The following is a 12,146-nucleotide window of genomic DNA, read 5'->3' as shown; positions in this document are numbered from 1 at the left end:
GGTCTTTGTTTTTATGCATGTCGTTTTCGCAAAACCGCTGCACACTTTTGCGCGACATGCATTAGGGTCCGGGAAAAGACAGGGTTCAACCATGTACAAGGCCGTCGGATCGCGAGGTTCCCGGGTCAGCCGCGTGCTCTGGATGCTCGAGGAGCTGGGGCAGCCCTATGAGTTCGTCGAGGTCAAGCTGCGCTCGCCGGAGGCCTATGCTCTCAATCCGTCCGGCAAGGTGCCGATCCTGATCGAGGGCGATCTGAAGATCACGGATTCGGCGGCGATCTGCGTCTATCTGGCGGACAAGCATGCCGATAAGGGCATGGGCGCAAATCCCGGTCTTGCCGGCCGCGCCGAGATCGATTCCTGGATGCATTTCGCCCAGAGCGAGCTCGAAGCGCCGCTGTGGAACAAGCTGCGCCACCGCTTCCTCTTGCCCAAGGAGGTGCGCGTCGACGTCGGCCCGGCCGCGGCCTATGATTTCGCTTCCGAAGTGACGGCGCTGGACCGCCGGCTCGGCGACAGACCCTTTGCGCTGGGCGACCGATTCTCCGCTGTCGATGTCATCCTGGGCGACATCGGCGGCTGGGCGCGTGGCGGCCGATTCCCGATCGAATCCGAGCGTGTCGACGCCTATTTCGAGCGAGTGCTCACACGCCCTGCCCGTGCCCGTGCGCAGGCGAATGGAGGATCTTTCAAATGAAGCTCGATATTCGCACCGATTTCACCAAATTTCCGCGCGCCGTCTCGGTGCTCCCCGCCGCCGAGGCGGGAGCCGCGACGGCCTATGACAAAGCGGTGCTTGCCCATGACGAGCGGCATCTGCGCCGCCGCGCCGTCGAGACGGCGGGCGGCGGCAAGGTTCTGGTCGACCTGCCCGAGCCGGTGGCGTTGAACAATGGCGACCGGCTGGTACTGGAAGATGGCCGTCAACTCGAAATCGTCGCAGCACCGGAGGAGGTCTACGACATCCGCGCCCGCGACGCCGTGCATCTCGCCGAGCTTGCCTGGCATATCGGCAACCGCCATCTCGCGGCAGCGATCGAGGCAGGCCGCATCCTCATCCTGCGCGACCATGTCATCAAGGCGATGCTGGAAGGGCTCGGCGCCACGGTGAGCGAGGTTTTGCTGCCGTTCAGCCCTGTGCGCGGCGCATATTCCGGACATGGGCATGGCCATGATCATCAGGGTCATGATCACCACCACCATGACTGAGCCGGCTTCGAATGTCGCTCTATTGCGCCTGATGGCCTGGTTGTCGCCGTCCTTTCCGGTCGGCGGCTTCTCCTATAGCCATGGGCTGGAACGCGCCGTGCATGACGGACTGATCGCCGATCGCCGGGATCTCGCCGGCTGGCTGGAGACGCTGGTCGAGATGGGCTCGGGTTGGAACGATGCGGTACTGTTTGCCGAAAGCTGGCGGCGCGCGGGCGAAGGCGGCGATCTGGCGGAAGTCGCCGCGCTTGCCGAGGCGCTTGCCGGTTCGCGGGAGCGCCACATGGAAACCATGCTGCAGGGCGCGGCCTTCCTTAAGGCGGCGTCCGCCTGGCAGTGCCGCGCGCTGGAGCGCCTGCCTGCCGATTGCCCCTATTGCGTCGCCGTCGGCGCGGTCGCCGGCAGCCACGGCATCGGCCTTGGCGATGCGCTGTCCGCCTTCCTGCAGGCGTTCTTCTCCAACCTCGTGCAGGCCGCGATCCGGCTCGGTGTGGTCGGGCAGGTCGACGCGACGGCATTGTTAGCCGGCTTTGAGCCTTTTGCGCTTGCGACGGCGGCCCGTGCTGTGAATTCCTCGCTCGAGGATATCGGCGGCGCAGCCTTGATGTCCGACATCACGGCGATGAAGCACGAAACCCAGTATTCGCGTCTGTTCCGCTCATGATCATGCTTGCCTTCGTCCTCTCCTTCGTCCTGCTTCTGATCACCACGCTGCATGTGTATTGGGGCATCGGCGGCATCTGGCCGGGAACGGACGCAAGATCCTGCGCTCGCGCCGTCGTCGGCTTTCGCGGCGTGGACGAGATGCCGTCGCCTGTCGCGAGCTTTGCCGTCGCCGCTTGCCTCGCGCTGGCGACGTTGTGGCCGCTGGCGCTCGAAGGCGTCTTCGCGGCACCGTTTCCAAAGCAAGGGCTGGCAGCCACCGCGCTGTTCATCGGCCTGGTCTTTCTCGGCCGCGGCATCGCTGGCTTCACGCCCTGGTGGCGCCGGCTGACCCCGGAGCAGCCCTTCGCCCGGCTCGACCAGCGCCTCTATTCGCCGCTCTGCCTGTTGATCGGGCTGAGCTTCGCCATTCTCGCCATCACGGAGTTTCCGGCATGACCCAACCCAACGGTCCCCTTCGCATCGGCATCGGCGGCCCCGTCGGTTCAGGCAAGACGACGCTCACCGAAAAGCTCTGCAAGGCGCTGCGCGACCAGTTCTCGATCGCCGTCGTCACCAACGACATCTACACCAAGGAAGACGCCATGATGCTGGCCCGCCTGCAGGCGCTGCCCGAGGAGCGCATCGTCGGCGTCGAGACCGGCGGCTGCCCGCACACCGCCATCCGCGAAGACGCTTCGATCAACCTGCGGGCGATTGCCGAGCTGAACAAGAAGTTCCCCGATCTCGACATCGTCTTCATCGAATCCGGCGGCGACAACCTCGCAGCCACCTTCTCGCCCGACCTTGCCGACTTGACGCTCTATGTCATCTCGGTCTGCCAGGGCGAGGAGATCCCTCGCAAGGGGGGTCCGGCCATCACCCGCTCTGATTTCCTCATCATCAACAAGAGCGATCTGGCGCCCTATGTGAACGTCAATCTCGACGTCATGGAAGCGGATGCCGCCCGCATGCGCGGCAAGCGGCCTTTCGGCTTCACCGATCTGTCGCGCGGCAAGGGCCTCAACGAGGTGATCGATTTCATCGTCGAGCAGGGCGGGCTGCAGTCGGCGCGTCCCGCTGCCTGATCTAGCTGGAGCCGGCTGACCTACCAGTTATTAGTTGCTGGCTACCACCATGCGCGGCATTCTCCAGCAAACCGGAGGATTTTCGATGAGCCTTGCCCGCCTGCAGAAGGAACCGCTGAGCAACCTGCCCTACTATGAAGAGCGTGTCGATCTCGCCGCAGCCTTCCGCTGGACGGCGCGGCTTAACATGCATGAGGCGGTCGCCAACCACTTTTCGCTGTCGGTCAACGAGGACGGCACGAAATTCCTGATGAACCCCAACCAGGTGCATTTCTCGCGCATCAAGGCGAGCGACCTGCTCGTGATCGACGCCAACGATCCCGACACGCTGTCGGGTCTCAATGCGCCCGACCCCACGGCCTGGGGCCTGCACGGCGCCATCCACCGCAACGTGCCGCATGCGCGCTGCGCCATGCATGTGCATTCGATCCATGCCACCGTGCTTGCCTCGCTGGCCGATTCCACCTTGCCACCGATCGATCAGAACTCTGCCATGTTCTTCAACCGCCATGTCGTCGACGCCCACTATGGCGGGCTCGCCTTCGAGGAGGAGGGCGAGCGCTGCTCGAAACTGCTCGTCGACCCCAAGGTCAAGGTGATGGTCATGGGCAATCACGGCGTGATGGTCGTCGGCGACACTGTCGCCGACACCTTCAACCGCATGTTCTATTTCGAGCGCGCCGCCGAGACCTACATCAAGGCGCTGTGGACCGGCCGGCCGCTGCGCACGCTCTCCGACGCCATCGCCGAGAAGACGGCAAGCGAGATGGACAACTATCCCAGCCAGGCCGAGCGTCATCTCGCCGAGTTGAAGGCGATCCTCGACGAGGAAGAGCCGGTTTACAGGAACTGAGGATCAGAGCCTCGGGCGGTCAACCGATGGTCAAAGCCCCAACTGGGCCCGCAACTCCTCGGCGCTGCTGATCACGATGGCGCCGGACGGTCCTTCCATCGGCGCTTCTGGCCAGAAGATCGTCCGCATTCCCGCCGCCAAGCCGGCCGTGGCGCCGGTCACACTGTCGTCGACCGCCACGGCGTCGGCCGGATCGACGCCGGCAAGATAGGCGGCGCGCAGGAACGGCTCCGCATGCGGCTTGCCTTGGCGCACGTCGTTGCGGCTCACCGTGTGCATGCCGGGATAGACGAGGCCGACCGCGCCGAGATTGGCGTCGACGATCAGCCGATCGGAATTCGACACAACCGCCTGCTCGACCCCCAGCGCCCGCAATTCGTTGAACACCTCGATCGCGCCGGGGCGCGGCTTCAGCGTCTCGGCCATCGGCAAATAGTGGTTGTATTTGCGCACGATCCAGTCGTCGAACGGCAGTTCGAGGCCGAACTCGCCGCGCAGCATCTCGTAGACCGGCCATGCCGCGACGCCGAGCACCCGTTCGTGCAGATTGGTCGGCGGCGCGATGCCGACGCTGCGCAGCGCCGCCACAAGCGCCGCCTCGTGCAGCGGCTCGCTGTCGACCAGCGTGCCGTCCATATCCCAGAAAACCGCTTTCGGCGTCATGCGAGGCTCCTTTGCCGATCCCCTTAATGGGTTTCCCGGCCGAGATAAACCGTCCCGCCGGCAAATGGTCGGTGCAAGGGATAATTGGTCCGTTCGTGGCGTTTGCTCGACGCAAGCAATTGCTCTTTCAATTGACAATTGCGCATAGCCGCTTTCGCTGTAATCTAGAGCGCCCGCCAATGCGCGGGCTGGGGAGGCAGGATGTGAACTCGCGACAGGAAACCGGCAACACCAGGTTGGACGACGCCGCGCGCGCCGGCTGGCTCTATTATGTCGCCGGCAACACGCAGGACCAGATCGCCGCCAAGCTCGGCATTTCCAGGCAGACCGCGCAGCGGCTCGTGTCGCTGGCGATGTCGGAAGGCCTGATCAAGGTGCGGGTCGACCATCCGATCGCCAATTGCCTCGACCTTGCCGCGCGGCTGAAGTCGCGCTTCGCGCTCGATCTGGTCGAAGTGGTGCCTAGCGATCCGACCTCGTCCTCGACGACGATCGGGATCGCCGAGGCGGCCGCAGGCGAGATCGAGCGGCGGCTGCGCTCGACCACGCCCATCGTCATGGCGATCGGCACCGGCCGCACGCTGAAGGCGGCGATCGAGCTGTTGCCGCCGATGGAATGCCCGCAGCACAAGGTCGTGTCCTTGACCGGCAACATCTCGCCCGACGGCTCGGCCGCCTTCTACAATGTCATCTTCACCATGGCCGACAGGGTCAAGGCGCGCTCCTTCCCGATGCCGCTACCGGTCATCGCCTCGTCGCCGGAAGAGCGCGACATGCTGCTCAGCCAGCCGATGATCCAGCCGACGCTGGCGCTCGCCGCTGAGGCCGACGTCACCTTCGTCGGTATCGGCGACCTCGGTCCGAAGGCGCCGCTCTATGAGGACGGCTTCATTTCGGAAGGGGAATTGAAGGCGCTGCAGAAGGCGGGCGGCGTCGCCGAGATCGTCGGCTGGGTGTTCGACCGCGAGGGCCGCATGATCGACGGCATCACCAACGACCGCGTGTCGTCCGCTGCATTGCCGTCGCGCGAGAAATCGCTGGTCATCGCGCTTGCCATGGGCGAGCGCAAGCTGCCGGGCATCCTCGCCGCCGTGAACCGGCGGCTGGTCAACGGCCTCATCACCGATGAGCGGACGGCCGCTGCACTGCTTGCCGGCGCATAGCCCTGAGCCGGCCGCCCGGAAAGATCATGTGCCATGATTAGTGCCGCGCTTTGATAAAAAAAGAGCCGGCTATCTGTAACGTCCATGCGGATCGTTGCCATCGAGGAAACCCATGTCCCGCTGCAGATGCGGCGACAGTTCCCGGACATCGACATAACCGCGCCTGCGGCCGGCGAACCATGAAAATTCCCGCGCCAGCAGCGAAATCCAACTGCGTGCCGGGGTAGAAACGACTTTTTCCTGCATCGTGGTCATGATCGTCAGCCTTCGCTATGCTTGAACTGGATTGATCCTCGACCCCAAATATCGGGTTGATCGGCAGGTGCTTCCAATCAAACGTCGATCATGACCCATAAAGAGGCCTTATGCCCGAGCTGAGCTCCCGACAGTTTGCCCAACTCCCGCCGCTGCAGGCGATCCGGGTGTTCGAGGCCGTTGCCCGGCATCTCTCCTTCACCAAGGCCGCCGAGGAGCTTGGCATGACGCAGGCGGCCGCGAGCTACCAGATCAAGCTTCTCGAGGAGCGCATCGGCGCGCCGCTATTTTTACGCCGGCCGAGGCAGATCGAGCTGACCGAATCTGGCCAGCGCCTGGCGCCTGCCGTCAGTGAGGCCTTTGCGCTGCTGAGCGGCGCCTACTCGGCCGCTCGAGCCGGCGCGGATGGCGTGCTTTGCGTTTCCACCTTGCTCACCTTCGCCTCCAATTGGCTGGCGCAGCATCTGGGCTCCTTCCAGGTCGCGCATCCCTCGCTTGCCGTGCGCGTCGACACCTCGAACCGTGTCGTCGATTTCGCCCGCGAGGACATCGACATCGCCATCCGTTCCGGCGGCGGCAAATGGCCGGGCGTGGAAACCCACATGCTGTTCAAGGCCGACTTCACTCCGGTGCTCAGCGCTAGGCTTGCGGCGAGCATCGGCGGCGTCAAGGAGCCGGCCGACCTGCTTAAGCTGCCGATCCTCGATCCGGGCGACATCTGGTGGCAGGAATGGTTCGCGCTCGCGGGTCTGCCGGCGAAAGAGCTCGCCAGCCGCCCCGGCACCAGCATGGGCGCGCAGGCCTATGAGGCCAATGCCGCGATGGCCGGGCAGGGCGTGGCGATCGTTACCAAGGCCCTGTTCAAGAACGAGATCGCCGACGGCCGGCTGATCCAGCCCTTCGATCTGGTCGGCGACGACGGTCATGCCTATTGGCTGGTCTATCCGACGGCCCGGCGCAACGTGCCGAAGATTCGCGCCTTCCGCGACTGGATCCTCGCCGAGATCGCTTGCCAGTAGGCCGGACGCGACAACCAGCCACCCGAATTGGACTTTCTTCCGCGCCGCCCAGGCGGGCGCGACGCAGATTTGTGCTGCGCTGCAGCATCGATTCCGGCTTGACATAGTTCATTCTTGGTGAGTAATTGCCCACAGCCAAGGCAAATGCTCATCTTGGTTTTAGGGAGGAATTGATGAAACTTCGCACGCTCACCCTGGGCCTGTTGTCGGCCAGCGCCCTTGCGTTCGCCGCGCATGCCGAATCCATCACCATCGCCACCGTCAACAATGGCGACATGGTCCGCATGCAGAAGCTGACGGACGACTTCACCAAGGCTAACCCCGACATCCAGCTCAACTGGGTCACGCTCGAAGAGAACGTGCTGCGCGAGCGCGTCACCACCGACATCGCCACCAAGGGCGGCCAGTACGATGTCATGACCATCGGTACCTACGAGGTTCCGATCTGGGCCAAGCAGAGCTGGCTGCTGCCGCTCGACAAGCTCGGCGACGACTACGACGCCAAGGACATCATCCCGGCCATCGCCGGTGGCCTTTCGGTCGACGGCAAGCTCTATGCCGCGCCCTTCTACGGCGAGAGCTCCTTCGTCATGTACCGCAAGGACCTGATGGAGAAGGCGGGCTTGAAGATGCCCGACGCGCCGACCTGGGACTTCATCAAGCAGGCCGCCGACAAGATGACCGACCGCGCCAACGGCGTGAACGGCGTCTGCCTGCGCGGCAAGGCCGGCTGGGGCGAGAACATGGCCTTCCTCACCGCCATGTCGAACTCGTTCGGCGCGCGCTGGTTCGACGAGAACTGGAAGCCGCAGTTCGACCAGCCGGAATGGAAGAACACGCTGCAGTTCTATGTCGACCTGATGAAGGCCGACGGCCCCGAGGGCGCTTCGTCCAACGGCTTCAACGAGAACCTGGCTCTGTTCCAGCAGGGCAAGTGCGGCATGTGGATCGACGCCACCGTCGCCGCGTCATTCGTCTCCGATCCGAAGGCTTCGCAGGTGGCCGACAAGGTCGGCTATGCGCTGGCGCCCGATAACGGCCTCGGCAAGCGCGGCAACTGGTTGTGGGCTTGGTCGCTGGCGATCCCCGCCGGCACGCAGAAGGCCGATGCGGCCGAGAAGTTCGTCTCCTGGGCGACCTCGAAGCACTATCTCGAGCTGGTCGCTTCGAAGGAAGGCTGGGCCAACGTTCCGCCCGGAACACGCACCTCGCTCTACGCCAATCCGGAGTACCAGAAGGCGGCGCCCTTCGCCAAGATGACGCTGGACTCCATCAACGCCGCGGACCCGACGCATCCGACCGTCAAGCCGGTGCCTTATGTCGGCGTGCAGTTCGTCGCCATCCCTGAATTCCAGGGTCTCGGCACCACCGTCGGCCAGCTCTTTTCGGCTGCTCTTGCCGGCCAGTCGAGCGTCGACGATGCGCTGAAGCAAGCCCAGGACGCGGCGACCGCGGCGATGACCGAAGGCGGCTACATCAAGTAAGGCTCCTCCCGGTGCCGAACGCCGGTAGCGCATCATGACCGGCAATGGCCGCCCGAAACCCAGTTCGGGCGGCCACCTTCACAATCAGGAAAGTTGTGGCACAACTCTAAGATCCGGCTGACATTTGGAGGGTGACCGTCATGGCTACTCAGCAGACCCATTCGCTTGCCCGTTTCATGATGGCGCCATCGGTGATCCTACTGTTCATCTGGATGATCGTGCCGCTGGTCTTCACGATCTGGTTTTCGTTCCTCCAGTACAACCCACTCAATCCGATCCGGGACGGGTTTGTCTGGTTCTCCAATTACAAGCTCTTCTACTCCAATCCGGCCTTCCTGCAGTCGATCCTCAACACGCTCACCATCGTCGTCAGCGTGCTGGCCATCACCGTGGTCGGCGGCATCCTTCTTGCGCTGCTCCTCGACCAGCCGATCTGGGGTCAGGGGATCGTGCGCATCCTCGTCATCTCGCCGTTCTTCGTCATGCCGCCTGTCGCGGCTCTGGTCTGGAAGAACATGATCATGCACCCGCAATACGGCGTCTTCGCCGATATTGCCCGCTTCTTCGGCGCCAACCCGATCGACTGGTTCGGCCAGCACCCGCTGACGGCGGTCATCCTCATCGTCGCCTGGCAGTGGCTGCCCTTCGCGACGCTGATCCTGCTCACCTCGCTGCAATCGCTGGATGAGGAACAGAAGGAGGCGGCCGAGATGGACGGCGCCGGCTTCATTAGCCGGTTCATCTATTTGACGCTGCCGCACATGTCACGCGCCATCACCGTCGTCATCCTGATCCAGACAATCTTCCTGCTCTCGGTCTATGCCGAGATCCTGGTCACCACCAATGGCGGCCCGGGCTATGCCTCCACCAACCTGCCCTTCCTCGTCTATCAGAAGGCGCTGCTGGAGTTCAAAATCGGCCAGGCGTCCGCCGGCGGCGTCATCGCGGTCATTCTCGCCAACATCGTCGCCTTCTTCGTCATGCGCGCCGTCGGCAAGAACCTGGACAAATAAGGGAGGATAAAATGGCACGCGCAGTCACCACCCGGCACAAGACGATCGCCACGGCCGCGGCCTGGATCGTCGCCCTGCTGATCTTCTTCCCGATCCTTTACACGATCATCACCTCGTTCAAGTCGGAGCAGGAGGCGATCCAGGGCTTCAGCCTGCTACCGTCCGGAACCATGGAAAGCTATACCGAGGTCGAGGCGCAGCGGGGCTATTTCAAGTTCTTCCTGAACTCGGTGGTCCTGTCGGTTGGCTCGACCGTTCTGGCGCTCGTGATCGCGATCCCGGCGGCATGGTCGATGGCCTTCTCGCCGACCAAGCGGACCAAGGACATCCTGATGTGGATGCTCTCCACCAAGATGATGCCGGCCGTCGCGGTTCTGTTCCCGATCTACCTGATCTTCCGCGACACCGGCCTGCTCGACAGCCGCGTCGGCCTGACAGTGATGCTGATGCTGATCAACCTGCCGATCGTGGTCTGGATGCTCTACACCTATTTCCGCGAGATCCCGGGCGAGATCCTCGAAGCGGCGCGCATGGACGGCGCCTCGCTGTGGAACGAGATCATCTATGTGCTGACGCCGATGGCGGTGCCGGGCATTGCCTCGACGATGCTCTTGAACATCATCCTGGCCTGGAACGAGGCGTTCTGGACGATCCGGCTGACCACCACGAACGCAGCGCCGCTGACCGCCTTCATCAGCTCCTTCTCAAGCCCGCAAGGGTTGTTCTGGGCCAAGCTCTCTGCGGCCTCGACGCTGGCGATCGCGCCGATCCTGATCATGGGCTGGTTCAGTCAGAAGCAGCTGGTGCGCGGCCTGACCTTCGGTGCGGTGAAGTAGGGGCGGCGCCGTGAAGTAGCCGCGCACGGCAGGCGGCGGACGACGAAGAATATCCCCGGGAGGAAACCATGGGAAACATCACGCTCAAGAACGTCTCCAAGTCCTTCGGGTCGACGACGATCATTCCGAACATCGACCTCGTCATCGAGGACGGCGAGTTCGTCGTGTTCGTCGGCCCGTCGGGCTGCGGCAAGTCCACGCTGCTCAGGCTGATCGCCGGGCTGGAGGACACCAGCGGCGGCACCATCAGCATCGATGGCCGCGACGTCACCGGCGAGGCGCCGGCCAAGCGCAAGCTTGCCATGGTCTTCCAGTCCTACGCGCTTTATCCGCACATGACGGTCGCCAAGAACATCGCCTTCCCGCTGAAGATGGCCGGCGAGGACCAGGCGACCATCGACAAGAAGGTGAAGGACGCCGCGCGTATCTTGAACCTCACCAACTATCTCGAGCGCCGTCCGGGCCAGCTCTCCGGCGGCCAGCGCCAGCGCGTCGCCATCGGTCGCGCCATCGTGCGCCAGCCTTCGGCCTTCCTTTTCGACGAGCCGCTGTCGAACCTAGACGCAGCGCTTCGCGGCACCATGCGGTTGGAGATCAGCGAGCTGCACCATCAGCTGAAGACGACGATGATCTACGTCACCCACGACCAGGTCGAGGCCATGACCATGGCCGACAAGATCGTCGTGCTTAATGCCGGCAATGTCGAGCAGGTCGGCTCGCCGATGGAGCTCTACAAGACGCCGAAGAACCTGTTCGTCGCCGGCTTCATCGGCTCGCCCAAGATGAACCTGATCGAAGGTGCGCCGGCCGACAAATACGGCGCCAAGACCATCGGCATCCGGCCCGAGCATATCAACATCTCGACCACGGCCGGTGACTGGAAGGCGACGGTGGGCGTTGCCGAGCATCTCGGTTCCGACACCTTCCTGCATGTCCAGACGGACGGCATCGGCACGATCAATGTGCGCGCCGACGGCGAGGTCGCCGTGAAGCATGGCGACACCATTTATCTGACGCCCGACAAGACCAAGCTCCATCGCTTCGGCGCCGACGGCAAGGCGCTGGCGCAATGAGGCTGAAAGGCAAATCGGCGCTGATCACCGGATCGGCGCGCGGCATCGGCAGGGCTTTCGCCGAAGCCTATGTGCGCGAAGGCGCCACGGTGGCGATTGCCGACATCAACCTGGAGGCGGCCGAGAAGACTGCTTCCGAGATCGGCAACAACGCTTATGCCGTCCGGCTCAACGTCACCGACCAGTCCTCGATCGAGGCCGCCGTAAAGGCGGTCGAGGCCAAGGCCGGCGGCTTGGACATCCTGATCAACAACGCCGCCCTGTTCGACCTGGCGCCCATCGTGGAGATCAGCCGGGCGAGCTACGACAGGCTGTTTTCGGTCAATGTCGCCGGAACCCTGTTCATGCTGCAGGCAGCGGCGCGCTCGATGATCGCCGCTGGCCGGGGCGGCAAGATCATCAACATGGCGAGCCAGGCCGGGCGCCGTGGCGAGCCGCTGGTCGCGGTCTACTGCGCCACCAAGGCCGCCGTCATCTCGCTGACCCAGTCGGCCGGGCTCGACCTGATCAAGCATCGCATCAACGTCAACGCCATCTCGCCGGGTGTCGTCGACGGCGAGCATTGGGAGCATGTCGACGCTCTGTTCGCCAAATATGAGAACCGGCCGAAGGGCGAGAAGAAGAGACTGGTGGGCGAGGCGGTGCCATACGGCCGCATGGGCCGCACGGAAGATCTAACCGGCATGGCGGTTTTCCTCGCCAGCGACGAGGCAGAATACATTGTCGCCCAGACCTACAATGTCGACGGCGGCCAATGGATGAGTTGAAGTGGATGGGTTGAGGGGGAGCGCGCGTCTCCCTTCCTCCGGGGAGGACGCGCCGCGGGGCAGGTGAGGGGCAGCATGCCG

15 protein-coding genes are annotated in these 12,146 nt (G+C 63.9%); 13 read left to right on the top strand and 2 right to left on the bottom strand.

Annotated features, from left to right (window positions below):
- Positions 1-91 precede the first annotated feature (91 nt).
- The 6 genes from EH240_RS08365 (at position 92) to EH240_RS08340 (ending at position 3,792) form a co-directional block, all read left to right on the top strand.
- Positions 92-697, top strand: coding sequence for a glutathione S-transferase family protein (locus EH240_RS08365; RefSeq protein ID WP_124997078.1), 606 nt, complete (start codon positions 92-94; stop codon positions 695-697).
- Complete coding sequence (ureE, locus tag EH240_RS08360) at positions 694-1,209, top strand: urease accessory protein UreE (protein ID WP_124997076.1); 516 nt, start codon at positions 694-696, stop codon at positions 1,207-1,209. Before EH240_RS08365 ends, ureE begins: the two co-directional genes overlap by 4 nt.
- Positions 1,160-1,873 carry an urease accessory protein UreF gene (locus EH240_RS08355; RefSeq protein ID WP_483466604.1) on the top strand — a complete coding sequence of 238 codons (714 nt, stop codon included), beginning with the start codon at positions 1,160-1,162 and terminating at the stop codon, positions 1,871-1,873. Before ureE ends, EH240_RS08355 begins: the two co-directional genes overlap by 50 nt.
- Entirely contained in the window at positions 1,870-2,310 is a 441-nt protein-coding gene (locus EH240_RS08350) for a DUF3995 domain-containing protein (protein WP_124997074.1), read from the top strand. Before EH240_RS08355 ends, EH240_RS08350 begins: the two co-directional genes overlap by 4 nt.
- A complete protein-coding gene (gene ureG, locus EH240_RS08345; RefSeq protein WP_124997072.1) occupies positions 2,307-2,939 on the top strand; it encodes an urease accessory protein UreG in 633 nt (210 codons plus the stop codon). The genes EH240_RS08350 and ureG overlap by 4 nt, the downstream gene beginning before the upstream one ends.
- Before the next feature lie 85 nt (positions 2,940-3,024).
- Positions 3,025-3,792, top strand: coding sequence for a class II aldolase and adducin N-terminal domain-containing protein (locus tag EH240_RS08340; RefSeq protein WP_124997070.1), 768 nt, complete (start codon positions 3,025-3,027; stop codon positions 3,790-3,792).
- A 30-nt stretch (positions 3,793-3,822) separates the two neighbouring features.
- Here the strand turns inward: EH240_RS08340 and EH240_RS08335 are convergent, their stop codons facing one another.
- Positions 3,823-4,455 carry an HAD family hydrolase gene (locus EH240_RS08335; protein WP_124997068.1) on the bottom strand — a complete coding sequence of 211 codons (633 nt, stop codon included), beginning with the start codon at positions 4,453-4,455 and terminating at the stop codon, positions 3,823-3,825.
- 203 nt (positions 4,456-4,658) lie between these two features.
- Here EH240_RS08335 and EH240_RS08330 point away from each other — a divergent pair, with 203 nt between their 5' ends.
- Positions 4,659-5,618: a sugar-binding transcriptional regulator gene (locus EH240_RS08330; RefSeq protein ID WP_124997066.1), complete on the top strand. Its 960-nt coding sequence runs from the start codon at positions 4,659-4,661 to the stop codon at positions 5,616-5,618.
- 69 nt (positions 5,619-5,687) lie between these two features.
- Here the strand turns inward: EH240_RS08330 and EH240_RS08325 are convergent, their stop codons facing one another.
- Positions 5,688-5,873, bottom strand: a complete 186-nt coding sequence (locus EH240_RS08325; RefSeq protein ID WP_124997064.1) for a hypothetical protein — start codon at positions 5,871-5,873, stop codon at positions 5,688-5,690.
- 110 nt (positions 5,874-5,983) lie between these two features.
- Between EH240_RS08325 and gcvA the strand changes: the two genes are divergently transcribed.
- From gcvA to EH240_RS08295, 6 genes are all read left to right on the top strand, one after another.
- On the top strand, positions 5,984-6,892 hold the full coding sequence (gene gcvA, locus EH240_RS08320) for a transcriptional regulator GcvA (protein WP_124997062.1): 909 nt from the start codon (positions 5,984-5,986) through the stop codon (positions 6,890-6,892).
- A gap of 173 nt (positions 6,893-7,065) precedes the next feature.
- Positions 7,066-8,376, top strand: coding sequence for an ABC transporter substrate-binding protein (locus EH240_RS08315; protein WP_124997060.1), 1,311 nt, complete (start codon positions 7,066-7,068; stop codon positions 8,374-8,376).
- A 140-nt stretch (positions 8,377-8,516) separates the two neighbouring features.
- Positions 8,517-9,389, top strand: coding sequence for a carbohydrate ABC transporter permease (locus EH240_RS08310; RefSeq protein ID WP_124997058.1), 873 nt, complete (start codon positions 8,517-8,519; stop codon positions 9,387-9,389).
- Positions 9,390-9,400: 11 nt separating this feature from the next.
- Positions 9,401-10,225: a carbohydrate ABC transporter permease gene (locus EH240_RS08305; RefSeq protein ID WP_124997056.1), complete on the top strand. Its 825-nt coding sequence runs from the start codon at positions 9,401-9,403 to the stop codon at positions 10,223-10,225.
- Positions 10,226-10,293: 68 nt separating this feature from the next.
- Positions 10,294-11,298: an ABC transporter ATP-binding protein gene (locus EH240_RS08300; protein ID WP_124997054.1), complete on the top strand. Its 1,005-nt coding sequence runs from the start codon at positions 10,294-10,296 to the stop codon at positions 11,296-11,298.
- Positions 11,295-12,065 (top strand): L-iditol 2-dehydrogenase, encoded by a 771-nt coding sequence (locus tag EH240_RS08295; protein ID WP_124997052.1) that lies wholly within the window; start codon positions 11,295-11,297, stop codon positions 12,063-12,065. Before EH240_RS08300 ends, EH240_RS08295 begins: the two co-directional genes overlap by 4 nt.
- The last annotated feature ends 81 nt before the right edge of the window (positions 12,066-12,146 follow it).

The organism is Mesorhizobium tamadayense (genome assembly GCF_003863365.1).
Lineage (GTDB): Bacteria > Pseudomonadota > Alphaproteobacteria > Rhizobiales > Rhizobiaceae > Mesorhizobium > Mesorhizobium tamadayense.
The sequence above is the reverse complement of the archived record's forward strand: the minus strand, read 5'-3'. Positions and strand labels throughout refer to the sequence as shown.

Coding starts and splice junctions, on each gene's coding strand:
- EH240_RS08365 (WP_124997078.1), top strand. CDS start 92: ATGTACAAGGCCGTCGGATCGCGAGGTTCCCGGGTCAGCCGCGTGCTC.
- ureE (WP_124997076.1), top strand. CDS start 694: ATGAAGCTCGATATTCGCACCGATTTCACCAAATTTCCGCGCGCCGTC.
- EH240_RS08355 (WP_483466604.1), top strand. CDS start 1,160: ATGGGCATGGCCATGATCATCAGGGTCATGATCACCACCACCATGACT.
- EH240_RS08350 (WP_124997074.1), top strand. CDS start 1,870: ATGATCATGCTTGCCTTCGTCCTCTCCTTCGTCCTGCTTCTGATCACC.
- ureG (WP_124997072.1), top strand. CDS start 2,307: ATGACCCAACCCAACGGTCCCCTTCGCATCGGCATCGGCGGCCCCGTC.
- EH240_RS08340 (WP_124997070.1), top strand. CDS start 3,025: ATGAGCCTTGCCCGCCTGCAGAAGGAACCGCTGAGCAACCTGCCCTAC.
- EH240_RS08335 (WP_124997068.1), bottom strand. CDS start 4,455: ATGACGCCGAAAGCGGTTTTCTGGGATATGGACGGCACGCTGGTCGAC.
- EH240_RS08325 (WP_124997064.1), bottom strand. CDS start 5,873: ATGACCACGATGCAGGAAAAAGTCGTTTCTACCCCGGCACGCAGTTGG.
- gcvA (WP_124997062.1), top strand. CDS start 5,984: ATGCCCGAGCTGAGCTCCCGACAGTTTGCCCAACTCCCGCCGCTGCAG.
- EH240_RS08315 (WP_124997060.1), top strand. CDS start 7,066: ATGAAACTTCGCACGCTCACCCTGGGCCTGTTGTCGGCCAGCGCCCTT.
- EH240_RS08310 (WP_124997058.1), top strand. CDS start 8,517: ATGGCTACTCAGCAGACCCATTCGCTTGCCCGTTTCATGATGGCGCCA.
- EH240_RS08305 (WP_124997056.1), top strand. CDS start 9,401: ATGGCACGCGCAGTCACCACCCGGCACAAGACGATCGCCACGGCCGCG.
- EH240_RS08300 (WP_124997054.1), top strand. CDS start 10,294: ATGGGAAACATCACGCTCAAGAACGTCTCCAAGTCCTTCGGGTCGACG.
- EH240_RS08295 (WP_124997052.1), top strand. CDS start 11,295: ATGAGGCTGAAAGGCAAATCGGCGCTGATCACCGGATCGGCGCGCGGC.